This window comes from Yoonia sp. D2-7, from assembly GCF_055809435.1.
This window is the reverse complement of record NZ_CM147912.1, coordinates 1,684,668-1,705,811: the sequence shown is the minus strand read 5'-3', so window position 1 is coordinate 1,705,811 and position 21,144 is coordinate 1,684,668. Positions and strand designations below refer to the sequence as shown.

25 protein-coding genes are annotated in these 21,144 nt (G+C 55.3%); 15 read left to right on the top strand and 10 right to left on the bottom strand.

Annotated features, from left to right (window positions below; genetic code table 11):
- Position 1: 1 nt before the first annotated feature.
- The 3 genes from AC0L7R_RS08265 to AC0L7R_RS08255 all read right to left on the bottom strand — a co-directional run bounded on the left by AC0L7R_RS08265 (position 2) and on the right by AC0L7R_RS08255 (position 3,842).
- Positions 2–1,840: a cation:proton antiporter domain-containing protein gene (locus tag AC0L7R_RS08265; protein ID WP_473660214.1), complete on the bottom strand. Its 1,839-nt coding sequence runs from the start codon at positions 1,838–1,840 to the stop codon at positions 2–4.
- Between the two features lie 68 nt (positions 1,841–1,908).
- Entirely contained in the window at positions 1,909–2,520 is a 612-nt protein-coding gene (locus AC0L7R_RS08260) for a hypothetical protein (protein WP_473660213.1), read from the bottom strand.
- Between the two features lie 161 nt (positions 2,521–2,681).
- Positions 2,682–3,842: a deoxyguanosinetriphosphate triphosphohydrolase gene (locus AC0L7R_RS08255; RefSeq protein ID WP_473660211.1), complete on the bottom strand. Its 1,161-nt coding sequence runs from the start codon at positions 3,840–3,842 to the stop codon at positions 2,682–2,684.
- Between the two features lie 112 nt (positions 3,843–3,954).
- Between AC0L7R_RS08255 and AC0L7R_RS08250 the strand changes: the two genes are divergently transcribed.
- The 4 genes from AC0L7R_RS08250 to xth all read left to right on the top strand — a co-directional run bounded on the left by AC0L7R_RS08250 (position 3,955) and on the right by xth (position 6,635).
- Positions 3,955–4,281, top strand: a complete 327-nt coding sequence (locus AC0L7R_RS08250) for a HesB/IscA family protein (RefSeq protein WP_348107200.1) — start codon at positions 3,955–3,957, stop codon at positions 4,279–4,281.
- A 157-nt stretch (positions 4,282–4,438) separates the two neighbouring features.
- Positions 4,439–4,774 carry a hotdog domain-containing protein gene (locus AC0L7R_RS08245; protein ID WP_473660379.1) on the top strand — a complete coding sequence of 112 codons (336 nt, stop codon included), beginning with the start codon at positions 4,439–4,441 and terminating at the stop codon, positions 4,772–4,774.
- Between the two features lie 87 nt (positions 4,775–4,861).
- Complete coding sequence (locus AC0L7R_RS08240) at positions 4,862–5,776, top strand: hypothetical protein (protein WP_473660209.1); 915 nt, start codon at positions 4,862–4,864, stop codon at positions 5,774–5,776.
- A gap of 76 nt (positions 5,777–5,852) precedes the next feature.
- On the top strand, positions 5,853–6,635 hold the full coding sequence (gene xth / locus AC0L7R_RS08235) for an exodeoxyribonuclease III (protein WP_473660208.1): 783 nt from the start codon (positions 5,853–5,855) through the stop codon (positions 6,633–6,635).
- A 6-nt stretch (positions 6,636–6,641) separates the two neighbouring features.
- Here xth and AC0L7R_RS08230 read toward each other — a convergent pair whose 3' ends face one another.
- From AC0L7R_RS08230 to dksA, 3 genes are all read right to left on the bottom strand, one after another.
- Entirely contained in the window at positions 6,642–7,172 is a 531-nt protein-coding gene (locus AC0L7R_RS08230) for a hypothetical protein (protein ID WP_473660206.1), read from the bottom strand.
- Between the two features lie 69 nt (positions 7,173–7,241).
- Positions 7,242–8,417, bottom strand: coding sequence for an FAD-dependent monooxygenase (locus tag AC0L7R_RS08225; RefSeq protein WP_473660204.1), 1,176 nt, complete (start codon positions 8,415–8,417; stop codon positions 7,242–7,244).
- Between the two features lie 10 nt (positions 8,418–8,427).
- Entirely contained in the window at positions 8,428–8,850 is a 423-nt protein-coding gene (gene dksA / locus AC0L7R_RS08220; protein WP_348107215.1) for an RNA polymerase-binding protein DksA, read from the bottom strand.
- 186 nt (positions 8,851–9,036) lie between these two features.
- Here dksA and AC0L7R_RS08215 point away from each other — a divergent pair, with 186 nt between their 5' ends.
- Positions 9,037–9,876 (top strand): AAA family ATPase, encoded by an 840-nt coding sequence (locus AC0L7R_RS08215; RefSeq protein WP_348107195.1) that lies wholly within the window; start codon positions 9,037–9,039, stop codon positions 9,874–9,876.
- Between the two features lie 43 nt (positions 9,877–9,919).
- On the opposite strand, the gene AC0L7R_RS08210 is transcribed toward AC0L7R_RS08215, so the two are convergent.
- Positions 9,920–10,816, bottom strand: coding sequence for a LysR substrate-binding domain-containing protein (locus tag AC0L7R_RS08210; RefSeq protein WP_473660202.1), 897 nt, complete (start codon positions 10,814–10,816; stop codon positions 9,920–9,922).
- 96 nt (positions 10,817–10,912) lie between these two features.
- Here AC0L7R_RS08210 and AC0L7R_RS08205 point away from each other — a divergent pair, with 96 nt between their 5' ends.
- The 7 genes from AC0L7R_RS08205 to AC0L7R_RS08175 all read left to right on the top strand — a co-directional run bounded on the left by AC0L7R_RS08205 (position 10,913) and on the right by AC0L7R_RS08175 (position 15,198).
- Entirely contained in the window at positions 10,913–11,188 is a 276-nt protein-coding gene (locus tag AC0L7R_RS08205) for a DUF2218 domain-containing protein (protein WP_473660200.1), read from the top strand.
- A gap of 56 nt (positions 11,189–11,244) precedes the next feature.
- Complete coding sequence (locus tag AC0L7R_RS08200) at positions 11,245–12,087, top strand: nuclear transport factor 2 family protein (protein ID WP_473660198.1); 843 nt, start codon at positions 11,245–11,247, stop codon at positions 12,085–12,087.
- A gap of 50 nt (positions 12,088–12,137) precedes the next feature.
- Complete coding sequence (locus AC0L7R_RS08195; RefSeq protein ID WP_348107191.1) at positions 12,138–12,629, top strand: nuclear transport factor 2 family protein; 492 nt, start codon at positions 12,138–12,140, stop codon at positions 12,627–12,629.
- Positions 12,630–12,690: 61 nt separating this feature from the next.
- Positions 12,691–13,536, top strand: coding sequence for an NAD(P)H-binding protein (locus tag AC0L7R_RS08190; RefSeq protein WP_473660196.1), 846 nt, complete (start codon positions 12,691–12,693; stop codon positions 13,534–13,536).
- 56 nt (positions 13,537–13,592) lie between these two features.
- Complete coding sequence (locus AC0L7R_RS08185) at positions 13,593–14,201, top strand: ferric reductase-like transmembrane domain-containing protein (RefSeq protein WP_473660194.1); 609 nt, start codon at positions 13,593–13,595, stop codon at positions 14,199–14,201.
- A 53-nt stretch (positions 14,202–14,254) separates the two neighbouring features.
- Complete coding sequence (locus tag AC0L7R_RS08180) at positions 14,255–14,605, top strand: hypothetical protein (protein ID WP_473660192.1); 351 nt, start codon at positions 14,255–14,257, stop codon at positions 14,603–14,605.
- On the top strand, positions 14,602–15,198 hold the full coding sequence (locus AC0L7R_RS08175) for a VTT domain-containing protein (RefSeq protein WP_473660190.1): 597 nt from the start codon (positions 14,602–14,604) through the stop codon (positions 15,196–15,198). Before AC0L7R_RS08180 ends, AC0L7R_RS08175 begins: the two co-directional genes overlap by 4 nt.
- A 104-nt stretch (positions 15,199–15,302) precedes the next feature.
- Here the strand turns inward: AC0L7R_RS08175 and rpiB are convergent, their stop codons facing one another.
- Entirely contained in the window at positions 15,303–15,755 is a 453-nt protein-coding gene (rpiB, locus tag AC0L7R_RS08170; RefSeq protein WP_473660188.1) for a ribose 5-phosphate isomerase B, read from the bottom strand.
- Positions 15,756–15,855: 100 nt separating this feature from the next.
- Entirely contained in the window at positions 15,856–16,485 is a 630-nt protein-coding gene (locus tag AC0L7R_RS08165; RefSeq protein WP_473660187.1) for a CatA-like O-acetyltransferase, read from the bottom strand.
- A 340-nt stretch (positions 16,486–16,825) separates the two neighbouring features.
- Here AC0L7R_RS08165 and AC0L7R_RS08160 point away from each other — a divergent pair, with 340 nt between their 5' ends.
- From AC0L7R_RS08160 to ilvN, 3 genes are all read left to right on the top strand, one after another.
- Positions 16,826–17,890: a HupA family protein gene (locus AC0L7R_RS08160; protein WP_473660185.1), complete on the top strand. Its 1,065-nt coding sequence runs from the start codon at positions 16,826–16,828 to the stop codon at positions 17,888–17,890.
- 405 nt (positions 17,891–18,295) lie between these two features.
- On the top strand, positions 18,296–20,047 hold the full coding sequence (locus tag AC0L7R_RS08155; RefSeq protein ID WP_247128930.1) for an acetolactate synthase 3 large subunit: 1,752 nt from the start codon (positions 18,296–18,298) through the stop codon (positions 20,045–20,047).
- A gap of 78 nt (positions 20,048–20,125) precedes the next feature.
- Positions 20,126–20,698, top strand: coding sequence for an acetolactate synthase small subunit (ilvN, locus tag AC0L7R_RS08150; protein WP_348107183.1), 573 nt, complete (start codon positions 20,126–20,128; stop codon positions 20,696–20,698).
- Positions 20,699–20,741: 43 nt separating this feature from the next.
- Here ilvN and AC0L7R_RS08145 read toward each other — a convergent pair whose 3' ends face one another.
- On the bottom strand, positions 20,742–20,993 hold the full coding sequence (locus AC0L7R_RS08145; RefSeq protein WP_473660182.1) for an EF-hand domain-containing protein: 252 nt from the start codon (positions 20,991–20,993) through the stop codon (positions 20,742–20,744).
- Between the last annotated feature and the right edge of the window lie 151 nt (positions 20,994–21,144).

Here is a 21,144-nt window from a genome sequence, read left to right as displayed (position 1 = left end):
ACTATTTCGCCTCCGACGGCGGTTGCGTCCCTGCCCTGTCTTCGGCAGGCCGCAACGCGATCAAGCGCACGTTGGCCCCACTTTTGATTTCAGTGTCGTACCGCACCAGCTTGATCGCACCGCCATCAGGCCACCAGCCCAACAAAATACTGTCTGCATGTTCGGCGCGCCAAGCGTCAAAATCGAACTCTTCCGTCAGACGTGTCACGCGGAACGTCCAACCATCTTCCACCATCGCTTCAAGATCGTGATACGACTGATCGGGGCCAAATCGTTGCCCACCCAACGTGCGGGGCAATTGATGCCGCGCACTGTCGGATTTTTCGCGCATGATCTGGAAGACATTGTCACGACCATATTCAGGGGACAAATCTGTTGCGACCAAGGTGTTGTAGGCATCGTTATCAGTCGCGGCGACCAAGGTTGCGTAGTTGATAAACTCAAGCCGGTTCTCTGCAGCTTCCGAAAGGATATCACCAGAGAACGTCGCGATCCCGGCACTCCGCGCACGGCGCAAATGGCCAAAGTTGGGATCTGTCATCAGCACCGGAATCTCCGCTTTCTGCAACGCTTCGGCCAAGCCAGTCGTAAAGCGCGATCCACCGATCAAGATAACCCCCGGCGTGCTTGCACCTGTCAGGCCCAAGAGCCGTGCAAACGGGGCCAAGGTGAAGCCGTGGATCACAACGGTCACGGCCACCAGAACAAATGCCAATGGCCCGATCAGGTCTGCGTCGGGAATACCCAGTTCCTGCAAGCGTTCCCCGAACAACCCTGCAACGGCGATCAACACGACACCGCGCGGGCCGGTAAAGGCCACCAAAACCTGTTCCTTGAATGGCAGCTTTGACCCGATCAACGACACAAATACAGTCACGGGACGCGCCACAAATACGACGGCCAGCACAAAGATCACCGCACGCATGTCCAACTTGGCCAACGCTGCAAAATCAAGGTTGGCTGCCAGCAAAATGAAAACACCCGATACCAACAGAACGGTCGCGTGTTCTTTGAAGCGCAGCAATTCGGTATAGCTGGGCAGGTTCGCGTTCGCGATCACGACGCCCATAACGGTCACGGCCAATAGACCGCTTTCATGCAGCACCGTGTCCGATACGGCGAAGGTCGCCAACAGCAGCGTGAACAGCACAGGGACCTTCATATACTCCGGCACAAGCGCTTGCTTGAATGCACGTGACAAACCGTAGCCCGCGAGCCACCCTAGAACCGACGCGACAACAATGCCCAAGAGCAGCTCGATTGCGGCGTCCATGGGGGTCGCGCCTTCGGTGTTCAAAACCAAAACGACAGAGAACGCGAATACAGCCGCCAACGCCCCGATGGGATCGTTTACGATGGCTTCCCACTGCAGCAATGCAGCTGGCCTGCGCGACAAACGCGCTGTGCGCAAAAGCGGCGCGATCACCGTGGGGCCCGTCACGATCATGATCCCGCCAAAGACAGCCGCACTTTCCCAGCCGATCCCTGCGCCATAATGCAGCGCCAGCACCGACGTTAGCCACCCCAACGGCGCACCAATAAAGACAAGCCTACGCACACCAACAGCCGCATCCCGCAGGTGGTGGAAATTCAGGGTCATCCCGCCTTCAAACAGGATTATCGCCACGGCAATCGAAATCATTGGCGCCGTCAACGGGCCGATGTCACGGATCGGATCAAATATCCCCAAGACAGGCCCAACGATGATGCCAGCCACCAACATCAAGACAATCGCAGGCATCCTTAAACGCCACGCAAGCCACTGTGATCCAACACCTAAAGCGCCAACAAGGGCGATTGCTTCAACGGGGCTAAGGCCCGTCGTGGTTTCAGTGGCCATGGGTATTCTCCTGTCGCAGGCGTATTGCCTATCATGCAAAACCTAGATCACAAGGGGAGAGAAACCAGTTAAGCCGCAGCTTTGCGTCCTATCCAGCGCTGCCAGCCCACAAAAGCCAGCAATCCCGTCAGCAAAAGCGGCAATCCTGCCGGCACCGGAACTGGCGCCACAGGCTGCGCCAATCCGAAAGAAAAGTTGTCGAAATTATGGGTTTCAGCACGACCCGAGCCGGATCCAGCCTGAACAGTGACGGACGTAAAGGACAAATCCGAAACGAACCCCCAAAACCCGTCATATGGCGCACCGATTTCTTCCGAGACGATCTCGCCGTTGCTCAAAACGAACCGCAGCCCGTTTCCATTTCCGCCCGGTGACAGGTCAAAATCACCGCCAAACGCAGTAGTCGGCGAATTGAATGTGTAAGTTGTCGTGTCCCTCGACTGAAAGAAACTCCCCGGCGTCGGCCTATCGCGGAAAAAGCCACTGGTGACAAAACCGGCATCCGAATTGATCGAAACGTTCTCAAAAGTCGTATCACTGAAGTCTTCGAAATTGAGACTACCACCCGTCGCAATGTCAAAAGCAGCGCGATCCGTATAAATCGTGGTGGCCGCAATTGTGGCGCTTGCATCAATGCACAGCGCACACAAAACGCCGCATAAGATATGCGTTGGCTTCACAGAACTACCCTTCTCATCTCAATCGCGTGGCGCCTGCGCATGAAAGCGCGGAACCCTTTGTTGAGCGCAAAAGACTAGCCGCGCACGTCTTTTGGGTGACGAGAATATGTCAAATCTGCGGAAATTAACCTTTTGTTAACCATTTGATAAATGACCAAACGTCACGTTCCCTTGAGACCGGATACCCCACCCAAAAGACGCCCGTGTTCTTGGATCGCAAACCGGTCTGTCATGCCCGCAATGTAATCCGCCACGATGCGCGCCAGCGTGATCTGATCAGGGGCCGCATCCACGTCCTTGCGCCATTGCTTGGGCAATTCTTGCGGGTTTTCCATGAAAAACGGGAACAGCGAGTCGACCATGGCCGTGACCTCTACCCGCATTTCGACGACCGCAGGGGCGCGGTACATCCGTTCGAACAGGAACTGGCGAATAACCTTCAGGTCATTCCAAATCTCGGGCGTAAACTGGATCACCATACGCCCCGCATGACGGACATCATGCACAGAATGCGGATCAAGCTCCGCCAGATTACGGCGGGCCAGAACAATCACATCTTCCACAAGAATACCAAAGAAGCGTCGCAAGGCCTCATGCCGGCGGCGGTAGTAATTCAACCCCGGATATTTGTGATCCACGCGCTTAAAGCAATCGTGCAAGATCGGCAGCTCCGCAAGGTCATCCGTGCTGAACAATTCCGCACGAAGACCGTCGTGTAAGTCATGGTTATTATACGCAATATCGTCCGCCAAAGCGGCAACCTGCGCTTCGGCGCTGGCATGCGTGTGCAGTTCCAGATCATGACGGTCGTTGTACGCAGACAGCGCATAAGGAACGTCACCCGTCACAGGCCCGTTGTGCTTTGCGATACCTTCCAGCGTTTCCCACGTCAGGTTCAGCCCGTCCCATTCGGCGTAATGCCGTTCCAGATCAGTCACGATCCGCAGCGCCTGCGCGTTATGATCAAAACCACCATACGGGGCCATCAATGCATCCAACGCCTCTTCGCCAGTATGACCAAAAGGCGTGTGCCCAAGATCATGGGCCAACGCGACGGCCTCGGTCAGTTCGACGTTCAAATCCAGCGCCGCGGCCACTGTCCGCGCTACCTGTGCGACCTCAATCGAATGGGTCAGGCGTGTGCGGAAATAATCGCCCTCATGTTCCACGAACACTTGGGTCTTATGTTTTAGTCGCCGAAAGGCGCTCGCGTGGATAATCCGGTCGCGGTCGCGCTGAAACGGAGACCGAAAGGTGCTTTCCACCTCAGGATAAAGCCGCCCGCGCGGATTTGCGGGGTCGGTTGCATAGGGGGCTGCCATTGGTGTCCCTGCCCTTTTATCTTCACAAGTCATCGCATTGCCCTGCGACGGTCTTGTTGTGTTTGCCTGCCGTCTCTATATTGCAAACGTAACCAGATCGTAAGGTGCCAAGATGCTAACCCTGCCCCCAAAAGTCACAGAACGCGCGTTTGAACGTCTCGCTGAAATTGGTGCAGCGGCGCAAGGCAAAGCATTGCGCGTCGCCGTTGAAGGCGGCGGCTGTTCCGGCTTCCAATACGAGATTGATCTGGACGAACCCAAAGAAGACGATCTGATCCTCGAAGGCCAAGGCGAAAAGGTCCTGATCGACAGCGTCTCACTGCCGTTTTTGACAGACGCCGTGATCACGTTCTCCGAGGAACTGATCGGCGCACGGTTCGTCATCGAAAACCCCAACGCGACATCATCCTGCGGCTGCGGCACATCCTTTTCGATGTAGCCTTTCCGGCTGATCTGCCCCACAAATAGGGTTAGATTGGCTAAAGGACACTGCGCAAATGACTGACGACACTGACAAGACGCTTGAACTGGGCCAACAACGCGGATCGCATGGCCGTCAGCAGGACGAAGGTGTGCTTGTCATTCGCACCATCGCGATGCCTGCGGACACGAACCCGTCCGGCGATATCTTTGGCGGCTGGCTGATGTCCCAGATGGACCTCGCAGCGGGCAATATGGCAGGCCGTGTATCACAAGGACGCTGTGCCACGGTATCGGTCGAGGCGCTGCAATTCCTGCGGCCCGTCAAAGTCGGGGATGAAGTCACCCTCTACGCCACCCTGCGCAAAGTCGGCCGCACATCCATGCGCATCCACGTCGACGCATGGGGCCGCCCGCGCTATTCCGACAAAGCCGCGAAAGTGACTGATGCAGACTTTGTTTTCGTCGCACTCGACGATGATGGAAAAGCGCGGCCCGTGTTTGATACGTAAACGAACTATTCGCCCTTTCGCTCTGTTGTCGACCTATCCGCACCGTGTCTATTAACAGTGCAAGCCCACGCGTGAAGTGAATGCAACATGTTTGAAACCGACCACAACTTACAAACGACGCTGCAAAGTTTGAGCTCCGCCCTCACAGCAAAGCGACGGATGGCGTGGATAGCAGCAAGTTTCGTTGTGATCGCCACAATTGTGGTTACATTCATCAGCTTCACGCAATTTGATCAAGCGAACCCGAGAATAAAGATACTGCCTCCTCTCTTCGGGGCAATTGGTTTGATCGGCGTGAACCAGCGCTTGATCCGCACACAGCAACGCATGGTCATACCGCATTTGGCCAAGACCGTTGATTTGAGTTACCAACAGGAATCCAGTAGCTTTGTGGACAACCTTCCTGCACGACTTTTGCCAAGGTCTGACCGCAAGTTTGCGAAAGACCGTTTAAGTGGCATGTTTGGTGGTCGTCACATCCAAATGGCGGAGGTAACAGCGCAAAATTACGGTCGAACTACACGAACTTTGTTTCAGGGGATCGTTCTAAGCATGCCAAATGCAACGCCGATGCCTGCATTTTACCTGGCGCTAAGACAAACCAAAGCGGGACGTCTCTGCGAGGTTAACCACAAAGGATTAACTGAAATTCGCACCATGAAGGCTAAGAGTGGCGCCATTTTCGGCCTCTGGCTTTCTAAAAGAGGTCTGGCGCTCCAAGATCCGTCACTTAAAGCAGTCGTCGATAGACTGATTGATATAGACGCTCAGATTGGCCAGGATGTGCAGTTATTTTCAATAACCAGTAATGGCGAAGAAATGCACATAGCCTTAAGTAGCAAGCGTGATTTGTATCGGATTGGAGGCTTGATTGCCGGCAAGCAACGCACGGAAAAAAGCATAGGCGCAGCCTTATCGAATTTGCATGTTCCGCTTAGTATCATGTCCACCCTGCTCGAAGCCGAGCAGCTAGTTGATGCAAATAAGCAAACATCAATCTAACTCCATTATGCAGCCCACCAGTGGCCAATCCATTTCATTGTGATAGATCACTCCCCAAGCAATCGGGGGCCAATCCATGAAAATCGCGACTTTCAACATCAACGGTGTCAAAGCCCGGATCAATGCGTTGACCGATTGGCTTAAGGAAAGCGCGCCTGACGTGGCCCTTCTGCAAGAAATCAAATCCGTCGATGAAGGTTTCCCCCGCGAAGTGATCGAAGACCTCGGCTACACAGTCGAGACCCACGGCCAAAAGGGCTTCAACGGCGTCGCCATCCTGTCGAAACTTCCGCTAGAGGATGTCACACGGGGCCTACCCGGTGACGACGAAGACGAACAGGCCCGCTGGATCGAGGCTACTGTGATTGGCGAAACCGACGCCGTGCGCGTCTGCGGTCTATACCTGCCCAACGGCAACCCTGCCCCCGGCCCGAAATACGATTACAAACTAGCGTGGATGGAACGACTATACGCCCGCGGCCAACAGTTGCTTGCGGATGAAATGCCCGCGCTGATGGCGGGCGATTACAACATCATCCCGCAACCCGAGGACGCCAAACGCCCCGAAGTCTGGACCGACGACGCGCTTTTCCGCCCCGAAAGCCGCGCGGCCTTCCGCAAAATCCTGAACCTCGGCTTTACCGAAGCGTTCAGGTCCCGCACCTTCGGTCCCGGCCACTACAGCTTCTGGGATTACCAAGCAGGCGCGTGGAACAAAGACGATGGCATCCGTATCGATCACTTCCTGCTGACACCACAATGCGCGGACATGCTGCAAGACTGCTGGATCGAAAAAGAGGTCCGTGGCCGTGAAAAACCATCCGACCACGTGCCGGTCTGGGTAGACCTCAAAGCCTAAGACGCACTAGTCTGGATCAGCGACCCACGCGCGGGCCCTGACGTCCCAACGGTAGCCCAACGCAACTTTCAGATCGTAGATTCCGCCGCCGAACCCAAAGAACGCGGTCTCAGGGTCGCAGGTCAGACGCGCGATCTCTGCACCGTCATAGCCGATGGAAATCCAGCCGTATCCGGTATTCTCGGGCTGCGGATCACCATTTTCATCCAGCGCTTCAGCCACGCCCTGCGAATAGCCAATCACCACTTCATAGTGATACCGTCCATTATAAAACGTAACGCTTTCAGCAACATCACGGCCAACACCAGACCACGGCTCATAAACCAGCGCATCAATCGTCTCGGTCAGCGCCAATTCGTCAGGGCCGTTCACGGGACCGTAGCGATAGGTCGCAAAATCATCATTAAAGCACACCGAAACATTGCGATCGCGGTCTTGGATATGACAGGAACTATAGGGATCTTGGTCAATTGCACAGTCCGCAGCCATGGCGGTCGTGGCTGAAAAGCAAAGCAGGGAAAGTGCTGTCTTGAACATGAAATGACCTTTCTAAAATAGGGTCATGATACAGTTTGCATCGGTCCTGCATAGCTTAGACCCCGCCAATTAAATCAGCTTGGTGAATCCATGGACCACAGGCGCATCATGATCATAAAGCCACGCCAAACGACTAAGAAACGCATTAGGCGCAATGGCCCCCAACACGCCTAGACCCGCATGCGCAATCCTGCGCTGCACACCATCCAAATGATAATTGCGCGCGTTCGCATTAGCCGCCTTGATGGCCTTAGAGACACGCGGGCGGCGGAGCGCTTGGTAATTCTCCAATGCCCGCTCCAACGACGCATCATGCTGGCAACAGGCGGCCAGCGCTAACCCGTCTTCAATCGCGAGGTTCGCGCCTTGTGCCAGAAATGGCAGCGTAGGATGTGCGGCATCCCCGACCAAGGCCAAGATACCGTCCTGCTGCCAGTGGTCAGCAACTGGATGGCGGAACAAGCCCCATAACCGCAGGTCCGTCACATCTGCCAGAATATCCCGCAGGTCATCGCCCATATCCGCAAACACGGCTTGCATGTTCGCAGGGTTATCTTCGTGGTGCCAGCCTTCCGCGGCCCAATCGCAACGCTCTTGCACAGCAACAACATTCAGCATCCCGTCGCGGAGCGGATAAGTCACGACATGTCGCCCCGGTGCCATCCAGATTTGCGCACACGGCGCGGCATCTTCGCGACGGACCAATGCACGCCACGCAACTTGTCCGGTAAAGAATGGCTTTTCTGGCCCATTCAGCAATGGTCGCGTACTGGAATGCAGACCATCCGCGCCAATCGTCAAAAGCGGCTCAATCGTCTCGCCATCCGCGACGAACCGGCCATCCGATGACACGGTATCAATCCGGCACCCCAGCTTTATCGTAACACCCGCTTTGCGACACCCGTCCACCAAGACGGCCAGCAAATCTGCGCGGTGATAAAAGCGGTAGACCGGATCTTGCGTGGTCAGATCAAACCGCGCGATCTGGCGGCCCGTCATCGCATCCATTGGACACACGGCCTGTGCAGCAATGCCGACAGCAGTCAATGCATCTTCAAGACCAAGCGCGTCCAAAACCCGCGCACCATTTGAGGTAATTTGCAGACCTGCACCGACTTCGGTCAGTGCGTCTGCCTGTTCGTAAACCGTGACCTCTGCACCTGTCAGGGCAAACGCCAATGCGGTGGTCAGGCCGCCGATCCCTGCCCCGATAACGGCAACACGGCGACCCTTGTTTGCTTGCACCAATCTGACCTTAGTCGTCGCGGTGAACTTTTTCACGACGCTCGTGACGCTCTTGCGCCTCAAGGCTCATCGTGGCGATTGGACGTGCGTCCAGACGTTTCAGACTGATCGGTTCGCCTGTGATAGAACAGTACCCGTATTCGTCTTCTTCAATCCGGCGCAGCGCTGCATCAATTTTGGACACCAATTTGCGTTCGCGATCCCGTGTACGCAATTCCAGCGCACGGTCAGTTTCTTCGGACGCACGATCGGCAACATCAGGGATGTTGCGTGTCTGGTCTTTCATACTTGCCACTGTATCAGAGCTGTTTTCAACGATGTCAGACTTCCAAGCCAGCAATTTGCGGCGGAAGTATTCTGTCTGACGGTCGTTCATGAACGGCTCGTCTTCAGCTGGGCTATAATCCTCTGGCAAGAAAACTTCGGCTTTCATGTCAATTTCCCTCACTTGGTCCAAGGACGCATCAGCTAAATTATCAGACATGTCCGGACCCCCACTGAACTGTGGGTCGTTTACGCCCTAACCTTTGAATTGTCACCCCCTTTTCCTGTTTATCGCGAGGTGTTGAAGCCAGGCGCATTGCTGATAATGTATCCAGCGAAACCAAGGACATGACTTATGCAATTTACCGGCACCGACGACTACATCGCGACTGACGACCTTAAGATGGCGGTAAATGCGGCCGTCACGCTGGAACGCCCCCTGCTCGTTAAAGGCGAGCCGGGCACAGGCAAAACAGAACTAGCACGTCAGGTCAGCGCGGCGTTAGACATGCCCATGATTGAATGGCACGTCAAATCTACGACGAAAGCACAACAAGGTCTGTACGAATATGATGCCGTCAGCCGCCTGCGGGACAGTCAACTTGGGGATGAAAAGGTCAACGACGTGTCGAATTACATCCGGCGCGGTAAACTGTGGCAGGCTTTCACGGCTGAACGCCGGTCCGTTTTGCTGATTGATGAGATCGACAAGGCCGATATCGAGTTCCCGAACGATCTGCTGCAAGAACTCGATAAGATGGAGTTTCACGTTTACGAGACCGGAGAAACTGTCAAAGCGGTTAACAGGCCTGTCGTTATTATCACGTCAAATAACGAGAAAGAATTGCCAGACGCGTTTCTACGCCGCTGCTTCTTTCACTACATCCGGTTCCCGGACATGGAGACGCTGCGCAAAATCGTCGAAGTCCACCATCCGGGGATCAAAGACGCCCTGCTGACGGCAGCGCTGACGCAATTCTACGAAATCCGCGAAACGCAGGGTTTGAAGAAGAAGCCGTCGACATCGGAGGTCATCGATTGGCTGAAACTGCTGCTGGCCGAAGATCTCACGCCCGAAGACCTGAAACGCGACGGTGCAAATGCATTGCCCAAACTGCACGGCGCGCTGCTGAAAAACGAACAAGACGTTCACCTATTCGAACGGCTGGCATTCATGGCGCGTGGTGGGCGGTAATCGATCCTCAGCCTTGGCGCTCTCGTGCCATCTACCGCCCAGCTTAGGATTTCGCTTCGCGGCCAAGTTCATCAGCAAGGAACCTCACGAACAGTAGTGTCAGATTTTCCCGCCGTGACGAATCCGGCCACACAGCGTGCAGATCAATGTCGGGCGGCCGCCACTTGGGCAACAAGCGAACAAGTGCGCCAGACGCGACCCCTTGCGCCGCCAGATTTTCCGTCAGCACTGTTGTGCCCACATTTTGCTGGGCGAAATGATAGAGCGCGTTGACGCTATCAACCTCAATCTGCGATTGCCCACCGACCTTTTCCATTTTGCCCTTTTCGGACAACAGGTCGACCGTGTCTGAACGCTGCTGGTACTGGATCCAGTCCCAATTTTCGAGGTCGCGAGGCCGCTGGGGGACCGGACGGGCGGCTGCGTATTCGACACCGGCGACCAACGCGCGCGGGATGGCGCCTAGCTTGCGGGACATCATCGCGCTGTCCGCAAGCGAACCCGCTTTGATAGCAAGATCAAACCCGTTTTCGATGATCTCGACCTTGCGATCATTATAGTACAGTGAAAGCGCCACGTTCGGATACCGTTTGATAAAATTGGCCATGGCGGTTGAAAGATCGGACATAGCCAGAAACGCCGGAACAGACACGCGCAGCGCGCCGACTGGATCATTCGTATTGGCGTTAATTTCATTGAACCCGGCTTCGGCACTGCGCAACATTTCCGTGACGCGTCGATAAAGCGTTCTGCCCTCACCCGTCAGCGCAAGCTTGCGTGTCGTGCGATAAAGCAGGGTCGTGCCGAGATAACTTTCAAGATCAGTAATCGTCTGACTGACGCGCGACGGGGCCACGCCAAGATCCTGTGCGGCGGCGCGAAAGGACCCCTTATCAACGACGCGGGCAAAAACGGCCATGTGTTTCAGGTGGTTAATCATTGATCTCTTTTTCGGAACTATGAAGTCAATATTCATACCGTATTCGAAACAGATCAACGGGGCTAGATGTGTTTTCAACACTGAAGGAACACCCCGATGAACGCAGAAACAACATTCAAAACAGAACAGGCGCAACGCTACCTCGGCACGCTGTGCAAGCACTTCGGCCATAAGGTTCCGGTAGAACTGGACGGAAATACTGGACGGATCGACCTCCCGTTTGGACAGTGCGAATTGGCCGCGAACGACGGCGCGCTCGACATGAAAGTGTCCGCGAAAAACAAGGCCGATCTCGACAAGACAGCACAGGTCATTGCCAGTCACCTCGAACGTTTCGCCTTCCGCGAGAACCCGCAAATCGAATGGCAATAAGCCACGCGTTCCACCCATCAACCTGAATAAATCACCCCTGAAACCTGGAGATAAACATGACTATGAAAACACTTATGGCCACCGCCGCTATCGCGGTTGCATTACCAATCACCGCGATTGCTGACAGCGCAGAAAACAAGGCATTTGTTCTTGAGGCGCTGGAAAACACGCTCTTGGCAGGCGATGTCGACGCTGTTGATCAATATTTCGCGACCGACATTATCCAGCATAACGACATGTTCGCAAACGGCATCGAAGCCCAAAAAGGCGTTGTCGGCTTTCTATCCGGCAATGGTGACTTTAGCGCTGAATATGTCCGTGTGATCGCCGATGATGATATCGTCGCCGTCCATGCCCGTTACGAAGGCTTCGGTCCCGATCCTGTCATTGGTTTCGACGTCTTCCGTGTCGAGGACGGCAAGATCGCTGAACACTGGGACAACCTGATCAGCGAACAGCCCCTGAACCCGTCAGGCCGCAGCCAGATCGATGGCGCGACCGAGATCACCGATCTTGATCAAACCGAAGCGAACAAGGCGCTGGTTGAAGATTTTCTGACCAAATCATTGATCGAACATGCTGAGGTCAACATCACCGATTACATCAGCCCCGTCACATACATCCAGCACAACCCGATGGTTGCAGATGGATTGGAAGGCTTCGGTGCATTCATGGCTGAGATGGCCCAGCAAGGCGTCAGCATGGACTACACCGAGGTCCATAAGGTCATCGGCGAAGGCAACTTCGTACTGACAATGTCCGAAGGCACGCTCGGTGAAGACCCCACCGCATTTTACGACCTGTTCCGCGTCGAAGACGGGCTGATCGTCGAACATTGGGATGTCATCGCGCCGATGCCAGCCGCAGACGCGGCACACAACGAAGCCGGCAAATTCTAATCCACCGTAGCGCCGCGGCTCGCCCGCGGCGCACCAAATAGGAGCATAAAATGAACCGTAGAACATTACTCACAACGTCGCTCGGCGCATCGCTGGCGATCATCCTTGGAACACAAGCAGGAGCACAAGAAATGGACGAAGAAACACAAGCATCATTCGACACAGTCATGGCCTTTATGGGCGCGATGGGATCGGGTGACATGGAAAAAATGAACAGCCTGATGGCCGATGACATGGTTTGGCACAATGAAGGCGACGAAAGCCTGCCGTGGATCGGCGAGACCCGTGGCAAGGAAAACATCTTTACCTTCCTCGGCGTTTTTTCCGAAAACTTGCAAACGACCAAATGGGAAAACACCGACGCCTTCGCATCGGGCGATACCGTGGCCGTTTTCGGTGTGATGAACGGCATCACAACGCATTCAGGCAAAGAAACGGGTGAATTCACATTCGCCCTGCGCGCCAAGGTCCGTGATGGACAGGTCGTTCTTTGGCACTGGTTCGAAGACAGCTTCGCAATTAGCCAAGCGTATCACGGCTGATACGAGACAAAACAGAATGGCCTGATCTTCGGGCCATTCCCCCCGCCCGTAGGAGAAACTTATGATTTACGCCGTCACCGCCGTTTCCGGACAATTGGGCCGCGAAATCGCGCTCAAACTCATCGACAGATTTGGTACAGACAACGTCATAGGTCTGGCCCGCACTCCCGCCCGCGTGGAAGGTCTAGGTATCGACGTTCGCCCCGGCGATTATGATAAACAAAACGATCTGCGCGCATCCCTCAAAGGCATCGACGCCCTAATCCTCGTCTCCGGCATAGCCCCGCCGGAAGATCGCATTCAGCAGCATCGCAATATAATCGATGCCGCAAAATCCGCAGGGGTGCGCAAAATCGTCTACACCAGCATTCAAGGCCCCATTGAAGGCACCGCCTTTTCCCCTGTTGTCCAAAGCAATCGCCAGACCGAGGCGGACATCCGCGCCAGTGGCCTAGACTGGGCAATCGGGCGCAACGGGATCTATATCGAACCGGATGTTGAATATATCGACAGCTACCGTACCCAAGGCGAGATCGCCAACAGCGCGGGCGACGGCAAATGCGGTTACACCACGCGGTCGGAATTAGCCCATGCCTACACAGCTTTGCTGACACGGGATGACCTGAACGGTGAGACCTTCAACCTGAACGGCACGCCCATCACGCAAAACCAACTGGCCGAACACCTGAACGCTGCTTTCGACACCGAACTGACCTATCGCGCAATGTCATCGGCAGACTTTGTCGCGGATCGCTCGGCAGAATTGGGCGATTTTTTCGGCCCGATCATCGGCGGCATCTACGAAGGCATCAGCAAAGGCAGCTATGACCGTATGGGCAGTTTCGAGACCGTGACTGGCCGCCCCCATCAAAGCTGGGACGATTATTTTTCGTCTCTTGCAGAATAACCGCGACGGAACTGCAGCCGCGCATCGTACAACTCTCGATCTTTCGGAGAAACCCCATGTCCACACTCAAATCCATTTGGGACCATCCCTACACCTTCTGGGCGCTGCTCAGCCTGCCCGCAATTCCCATGATCCTCGGGCTGACCTCTGGCGATCCCGATGCGGTGAAGAACGTCCTTCACCCATCCGGCGAATTCGCCGCGCGGTTTATGATTATCACGATGATGATTACGCCGCTGATGATGTTGTTTCGCAATTCAAGCTGGCCACGCTGGATGATGAAGCGCCGCCGTCACCTTGGCGTCGCTGCGTTCTTTTACGCACTGGCACATACGGTGCTTTACCTCATTGACGAAGGGGCCGTGGCCTTCACCGGTGGCGAAATCTCCAAACTCTATATCTGGACGGGCTGGCTGGCGTTTCTGATCTTCGTGCCACTGGCCATCACATCAACAGACGGTTGGGTCCGCAAATTGGGCCGCAATTGGAAAACGCTTCAGCAGTTCGTATACGGCGCTGCTGTGCTGACGCTTGTCCACTGGGCAGCGTTGCATGATTGGGGCGGGATAGGACCGGCCTTGGTGCACTTCATGCCACTCGTCCTTTTGGAAATCTACCGCGTGTCGTCGATAAGGGCGCGCCGCCGCCAGCGTGTTACGGCGTAGGGTGTTCATCGAATGCGACCGTGGTATCAAAGCCTGATGGATAAAGGCACAAGATGACCCGCAAAACCCACCCTTATTCGCTGGGCCGGACACTCCTGGTCGGTCTGGCGACAGCGGTCGCATTCGCGCTGCTCTCGCTGTTTTTCCTCTACATGCAGGCGCAAGAGACTCAACACCGTCTTGCGGGTGAGGTCGTCAGCGTCACCACAGACAGCGCGCGCATTCAGGACGCACACGGCGAGATCACCGTCCTTGTCGTATCCGCTGACGCGGAGCTGCGCGATATCGCGTCGTTCTGGGAAATGGAAATTGGACAGCATGTCATGATGCGCGGCAGCTTTGTGGACGATGGGACCTTCGCGGTCGACCGCATGCGGCCCCTAACCGATGGGCCAGCAGAGTGACCGCCGCCGAAATCAATCCGCCCCCTAGACGCGGCAAGAACGTCGCCAAAGTGGTTATGGTGGTCGGTGCGTACCTGGCGATCTCGATCGCTGTGGCAAGCTTTCCGGCAGACGACCTGATTGACGCGGTCGGTGCCACCAATGCCTATGTGGTAATGTTCGCCCTCGGCATGATCGGCGGCTTCACGACCTTCACCGGCATTCCTTATCATCTGGTCTTGATGAGTCTGGCAGCCGGCGGGTTGAATCCTGTTGTGCTTGGGATCAGCACTGCCATGGGCGTCATGCTCGGCGACAGCACGATGTATCTGGTCGGCCGCACGGTCAAATCCAGTCTGCCGCCAAGAGTCGAGGCAACGATGGAGCACTTGTCCGAACGCCTCGCGCGTCACCCAAGATTAGTGACACCTGCGCTTTTCGTTTACGGAACCGTGTCACCGTTCTCCAACGATTTCGTCGTCGGCTCGCTCAGCATTATCGGCTACAACTACTGGCGGATCATCGTGCCGTTGGCCATTGGGAATACGTTCTACAATATCGCTCTGGCTTACCTTGGATTGTATGCCTACGACGCGATCATCGGTTGGTTCTAAATCCAACTTCGAGATTACGGGCAGACGTTACGCGCTAAGCGTACAGTCACAACTTTGAACGCGAAGTGATCATTGATCCATTCGCGCTCGTTGCCAAAAACCGCCTAAGCGCCTTCAATCGCTGTGATCATGTCGACCCGCGTGCCGTGGCGGCCGCCTTCAAAGGCTGCTCCAAGAAACGCATCGACGATGTCCAGCGCAAGGCCTTCGCCGATCACCCGCGCGCCCATCGACAACATATTCGCGTCGTTGTGTTCACGGATCATCCTAGCCGAAAACGTGTCAGAGCAGACGCCGCAGCGGATACCCTTCACTTTGTTGGCTGCCATCATGATCCCCTGCCCTGTGCCGCACAGCAAAATGCCAAGCGCACAATCACCTGACGCGACCATCCGCGCGGCCGCTTCGCCGTGCTTGGGGTAATGGGTGCTTTCCGAAGTGGTCGGGCCGATATCAACCGCCTCATAGCCCAATTCAGCCACGCGCGCCGCAATGGCTTGGCGCATCGCGATATCGGCATGGTCGCTTGAAATAACGATACGTGTCTTGTCAGTCATGGTCGTGGCCTCCCGCCGCCCAGTCTATCGGGTCATGTTGCGCGGGCCTGATACGCGGATGCGGGACGGTGGTCTAGGACCAACCCGTCGCCTGTTAGCGTTAAAACTGATCGAGCGTCTCTTGAACCGCCTGAAAAAACGCACCGACATGCGCGCCATCGACCAACGCGTGATGGACTTCGAGCGTCATGGCCATTTTCCATTCGTGCGATTCAGACACATACTTACCCCAAGTGACCCGCGGAATGCTGTCATCTTTATGGGGCATCGCGTTGTTGATCGACGTATAATCCAGCCACGGCATACAGGACAGGAAGGCCACATCGTCGGTCCCCGCCCCCACAGCATTCAATTCGTCAGCGGCGGCGGCCTCGTGCAAAATTGCTTTAGTCTGGGGATCAAACTCCGCGAAGTCTGAGATAAACGGAACATAGGCGTAGTTAAAACTCCCCTGCGGAGTCGGCACTGGCATCGACAAATGCGTCGTCGCGTGGCGCACAACCGTGTCACTTCGAAACCGCATCAGCAGCTCGGGCACCGCATGCAGGCCACAGCCAATCGCAAACAGGCTCGCGCGGTACACAGAAAAGTCCGACGCGCCACGCCGCGCGATTAAGCGCGAGACATCCAAACGAGACGTGGTTGCATAATGCGGGCGATCATAGGTGCGAAACCAGCGAAACTGGGCAGCACGGGGCCATGTCTCTAAATCTACAATTGTCTCGGTCATAACGTGCCTTTTAGCCCAGAATGCAGGCCGTATTGTCATGGACCCGACAGGCCTGAAAATCTACGGGGAAAAAGTCGCATCCAATCGCATCAGCCTGACGTGCCGACGGATTCAGGTCCGCTAATATGATGCTTGAGACGCCGTACCGCGAGGTTGATTTCGAATATGATCCGGCATCGCTGCTTGTCCTTGATTAGGAACGAACTTTGCCATCTTAACGCCTTAGAAGTGTATTCAATGTGTGAGATATTGAAAACTACGCTCAACTTGCGGTTACAGATTGACTTTCAGCCAACCGCCGCTTTTACAACATATGAGTGGTCAAAAAAGGAATGTACAAATGAATAAGTTGTTTGGATTAGCCGTCGCTGCAGCAACCTTGTCTGCCTGCGGCAACAGCTCAGGCAACGAAGTCATTACAACGCCGGACATTCCTGTCGTGGAGCCGGAAACCCCGGAAACGCCGACCGAAGTCGTTGACACACCAACAGACGGCACAGTCGTGCCACCATCGCCAGGCGAAGCGGCCGATCCCAAAAACCTGCCGCGTGCGCAGCCACCAGTTGTTGCGGCCCCCACCGACCCTTCCGCTGAATTAGTGACAACAAGGGCAGTCACATCAGGTGATGTTGGCACCGCCTCGTTCGATCCAGAAGCTGGCACCTTGACCGTACAAATTGCATTGGACGGCAATGACATTCTGCAAGAATACATCGCAGCAGGAACAGTGGATGGCTATGCGCGATTTGTGAAGCAAGATGACCCACTTGATCGCGCATTCACAGGTTTTGCTGCCGAATCTGATGACGCTGGTCTCAATGCTGTTCTTGTGATGGATGGCGGACAATTCAACCGTTACTTCGGCGGTGGGGTCGTTCAGCAGGTCGCGTACACAGCGGCGCCAGCGGGACTCGCAAGCTTTGCAGGTGATTATGTTGGCCTGTCCAACATCGGGTCACTTCTGACGACCGGCAACGGCGCGGATCCATCACTTGTACCAGAAGCTGCTACGATGATTACTGGCGATGTCTTCGTCAATGTCGATTTTGGCGACCGTCAGGTAAACGGGTCTATCTACGATCGCGTATATGATCCCGACGGGCTAGCCATCGACCTGCAGACCATTATCCTGACGGCAACTGAATTCGATCTTGACGGCCAATTCGCTGGTACTGTCGAATTTCAGGACCTCGAAACCGTCGGCACTTACGAAGGAGCATTAGGTGGCGATGAAGCATCAGCCATCGCAGGTGCGATCACTCTTGGCGACGGCTTCCTTGAAGACGCAACTGTTGGTGGCGTTGCAACAACGCTTTTCGACGATGTAGAGGGCGAAGCCGAGTTCGGACTTTTCCTCAATGAGCGGTGTCAGGCTGGTAACGCCGGTTGCTTTGACGCGAACTAATTATCGGTGCTCACATCGACGGGCCCCGCGATTGCTAGGCTTGGATGCACCAACACCTGATTGAAACGGTCCGTCACCAATGTGGCGGGCCTTTTGCTTTCCCATGAACGCCGCACCCAAAAACGCCACCTTTAACAAAGTTGCGAAAAATCGCCTTCTGACGACATTTTCTCCAACTCAGGCGTTGACCCCCCTTTTTCATCTGCATAGTGTGTCCCCACACGAAGGAGCCTGAGATGAACATCGTCATTCTAGTGGTGAATATAACGCGCATGGGCCGGTAACGGTAAAGCCATAACAGCTTCCCATGCGCCCTCGATAACATCGGGGGCTTTTTTGTGAGAACACGACCGGTAACCCACGTTGCCAATCGACTTGAAAACTGACGCGAAGGACGCGAGTGATATGACAAAAGCCATGACCGGCGCAAAAATGGTAGTACAGGCTCTGATAGATCAGGGCGTGGAAGTCGTCTTTGGATATCCCGGTGGTGCCGTCCTTCCGATCTACGACGAGATTTTCCAGCAAAACCACATTAAACACGTTCTGGTCCGCCACGAACAAGGTGCGGTTCACGCAGCCGAAGGGTATGCGCGATCCACTGGTAAGGTTGGCGTGGCCTTGGTCACATCCGGCCCGGGAGCGACAAACGCCGTCACGGGCCTGACGGATGCGTTGATGGACAGCATCCCATTGCTGGTTCTGACCGGTCAGGTGCCGACATTCATGATCGGGTCCGACGCGTTCCAAGAAGCCGACACCGTTGGCATCACGCGGCCATGTACGAAACATAACTGGCTGGTCAAGGAAACGGATCAACTGGCGCAAACACTGCACGAAGCATTCCATGTCGCAACATCGGGCCGTCCGGGTCCGGTGCTGATCGACATTCCGAAAGACGTGCAATTTGCAACGGGGGCCTATTCCCAGAAAAAGCAGATGGAAACGCACTACCAGCCGCAGGTCAAGGGCGATCTGGAAATGATCACCGAACTCGCCAAAGCGATGGAAACAGCAAAACGCCCGATCTTCTATACAGGCGGCGGCGTCATCAACTCTGGCACAGCAGCGTCCCAGCTGCTGCGCGAATTGGTTGCGGCCACAGGTTTCCCAATCACATCCACGCTGATGGGTCTGGGCGCCTACCCCGCGTCTGGCGACAACTGGCTGGGCATGTTGGGTATGCACGGGCTGTACGAAGCCAACATGGCGATGCACGACTGCGATCTCATGATCAACATCGGGGCGCGTTTCGACGACCGGATCACAGGACGTCTTGATGCGTTCTCACCGGGATCGAAGAAAGCACACATCGACATCGACGCATCATCCATCAACAAGGTGATCCACGTTGATATGCCAATCTTGGGCGACGTGGCCCATGTTCTTGAGGACCTGCTGAAAGTTTGGAAGGCCAACGGACGCAAGACCAACAAAGAAGGTCTGGCAAAATGGTGGGACCAGATCAACGAATGGAAAAAAGTCGATTGTTTGAGCTTCAAACAAGAAGGCAAGATCATCAAGCCGCAGTACGCGTTGCAGCGCCTTGAGGAACTGACCAAGAAACACGACCGCTACATCACAACCGAAGTGGGCCAGCACCAGATGTGGGCCGCGCAATACCTTGGCTTTGAAGACCCGAACCGCTGGATGACCTCCGGTGGTCTTGGCACGATGGGCTATGGCTTCCCTGCGTCGATTGGCACGCAAATGGCGCATCCTGACGCGCTGGTCATCAACGTGGCAGGCGAAGCGTCATGGCTAATGAACATGCAGGAACTGGGCACCGCGATGCAATACCGCCTGCCCGTCAAACAGTTTATCTTGAACAACGAACGTCTGGGCATGGTGCGTCAGTGGCAGGAATTGCTGCACGGAGAACGCTATTCATCCAGCTGGTCTGAATCCCTGCCCGATTTCGTGAAACTGGCCGAAGCGTTTGGTGCAAAAGGCATCCAGTGCCACGACCCCGACACGCTGGACGATGCGATCATGGAAATGATCACGCACGACGGTCCGGTCCTGTTCGATTGTCTGGTCGAAAAGCACGAAAACTGCTTCCCGATGATCCCGTCAGGCAAGCCGCACAATGAAATGCTGCTGGGCGACGCGGACACGCAAGGGGCAATCAAGGCGGGCGGCGCAGTCCTCGTTTAATGACACACCAGTGCACGGGTTGTGCACGCATTGTGCACGTCAGTCACAATGCAAAAAATGCGAAAAAGGGACATCACCATGTCACCACTCAAACTCAAAAAAGGCGCCTCCAGCCACTCTGCCTATGACCTGAAAACGCCGTTTGGCGATACGGTCGAACAGCACACTTTGGCGGTCATCGTCGAAAACGAGCCGGGTGTTCTGGCCCGTGTCATCGGCCTTTTCTCAGGACGCGGCTACAACATCGAAAGCCTGACAGTGGCTGAAATTGACCACACAGGTCATCAGTCACGGATCACGATTGTGACGTCTGGGACGCCGCAAGTGATCCAGCAAATCAAGTCGCAGCTGGGCCGGATTGTCACCGTGCACACAGTCAACGATCTGACCGTCGAAGGCCCATCTGTGGAACGTGAATTGGCGCTGCTGAAAGTCGCTGGCAAAGGCGATCACCGCATTGAAGCAATCCGCTTGGCCGATATTTTCCGCGCCAATGTGGTCGATAGCACGTTGGAATCATTTGTGTTTGAAATCACAGGCACGCCTGAAAAGATTGACGCCTTTGCGGACCTGATGCGCCCGCTGGGCCTTCAGGAAGTCGCACGCACGGGCGTTGCCGCCTTGTCGCGCGGACCAGACGCACACGTCTAAAATCATGCGCACGGCAGGCGTCCCCGCCGTGCGCATCTATCTGTTATTCTTCCGGATTGACGATCAGACCCGCTTCGATTGCGGCCGTAATTTCGTCAGCTTCCAGTAAGCCATCCCCGTTCACATCCAGTACGACATAAGCGTCTTCGGTGATCTCAGGCATTGCGGCCTGCAGTTCCGGAAAACTATACATTCCATCCCCATTCACATCGATACTTGCGGCCTGTGCGGACGCAGCCCCGGCTGTCATAATCAATGCGATTGCAGGCGTTGTGAGCTTCATTTGCGTTGTCATGGTCATGTCTCCATTTTTCGGATCTTGAGAAGCTGATGCTTCCCGAAACCCTTTTGACCACAACGCCTTAGACCCACCATGGGGTTGTGCGTTGATGTCCAATTTCGGCCATGAGTTGCTGAAATCATCCTTGCGATACAGCGTAAAAAGG

Bases quoted from the DNA above. Each gene is read 5' to 3' on its own strand.
- AC0L7R_RS08265 (WP_473660214.1), bottom strand. From the start codon at position 1,840: ATGGCCACTGAAACCACGACGGGCCTTAGCCCCGTTGAAGCAATCGCC.
- AC0L7R_RS08255 (WP_473660211.1), bottom strand. From the start codon at position 3,842: ATGGCAGCCCCCTATGCAACCGACCCCGCAAATCCGCGCGGGCGGCTT.
- AC0L7R_RS08250 (WP_348107200.1), top strand. From the start codon at position 3,955: ATGCTAACCCTGCCCCCAAAAGTCACAGAACGCGCGTTTGAACGTCTC.
- AC0L7R_RS08245 (WP_473660379.1), top strand. From the start codon at position 4,439: ATGCCTGCGGACACGAACCCGTCCGGCGATATCTTTGGCGGCTGGCTG.
- AC0L7R_RS08240 (WP_473660209.1), top strand. From the start codon at position 4,862: ATGTTTGAAACCGACCACAACTTACAAACGACGCTGCAAAGTTTGAGC.
- xth (WP_473660208.1), top strand. From the start codon at position 5,853: ATGAAAATCGCGACTTTCAACATCAACGGTGTCAAAGCCCGGATCAAT.
- AC0L7R_RS08230 (WP_473660206.1), bottom strand. From the start codon at position 7,172: ATGTTCAAGACAGCACTTTCCCTGCTTTGCTTTTCAGCCACGACCGCC.
- dksA (WP_348107215.1), bottom strand. From the start codon at position 8,850: ATGAAAGCCGAAGTTTTCTTGCCAGAGGATTATAGCCCAGCTGAAGAC.
- AC0L7R_RS08215 (WP_348107195.1), top strand. From the start codon at position 9,037: ATGCAATTTACCGGCACCGACGACTACATCGCGACTGACGACCTTAAG.
- AC0L7R_RS08210 (WP_473660202.1), bottom strand. From the start codon at position 10,816: ATGATTAACCACCTGAAACACATGGCCGTTTTTGCCCGCGTCGTTGAT.
- AC0L7R_RS08205 (WP_473660200.1), top strand. From the start codon at position 10,913: ATGAACGCAGAAACAACATTCAAAACAGAACAGGCGCAACGCTACCTC.
- AC0L7R_RS08200 (WP_473660198.1), top strand. From the start codon at position 11,245: ATGACTATGAAAACACTTATGGCCACCGCCGCTATCGCGGTTGCATTA.
- AC0L7R_RS08195 (WP_348107191.1), top strand. From the start codon at position 12,138: ATGAACCGTAGAACATTACTCACAACGTCGCTCGGCGCATCGCTGGCG.
- AC0L7R_RS08190 (WP_473660196.1), top strand. From the start codon at position 12,691: ATGATTTACGCCGTCACCGCCGTTTCCGGACAATTGGGCCGCGAAATC.
- AC0L7R_RS08185 (WP_473660194.1), top strand. From the start codon at position 13,593: ATGTCCACACTCAAATCCATTTGGGACCATCCCTACACCTTCTGGGCG.
- AC0L7R_RS08180 (WP_473660192.1), top strand. From the start codon at position 14,255: ATGACCCGCAAAACCCACCCTTATTCGCTGGGCCGGACACTCCTGGTC.
- rpiB (WP_473660188.1), bottom strand. From the start codon at position 15,755: ATGACTGACAAGACACGTATCGTTATTTCAAGCGACCATGCCGATATC.
- AC0L7R_RS08165 (WP_473660187.1), bottom strand. From the start codon at position 16,485: ATGACCGAGACAATTGTAGATTTAGAGACATGGCCCCGTGCTGCCCAG.
- AC0L7R_RS08160 (WP_473660185.1), top strand. From the start codon at position 16,826: ATGAATAAGTTGTTTGGATTAGCCGTCGCTGCAGCAACCTTGTCTGCC.
- AC0L7R_RS08155 (WP_247128930.1), top strand. From the start codon at position 18,296: ATGACAAAAGCCATGACCGGCGCAAAAATGGTAGTACAGGCTCTGATA.
- ilvN (WP_348107183.1), top strand. From the start codon at position 20,126: ATGTCACCACTCAAACTCAAAAAAGGCGCCTCCAGCCACTCTGCCTAT.
- AC0L7R_RS08145 (WP_473660182.1), bottom strand. From the start codon at position 20,993: ATGACAACGCAAATGAAGCTCACAACGCCTGCAATCGCATTGATTATG.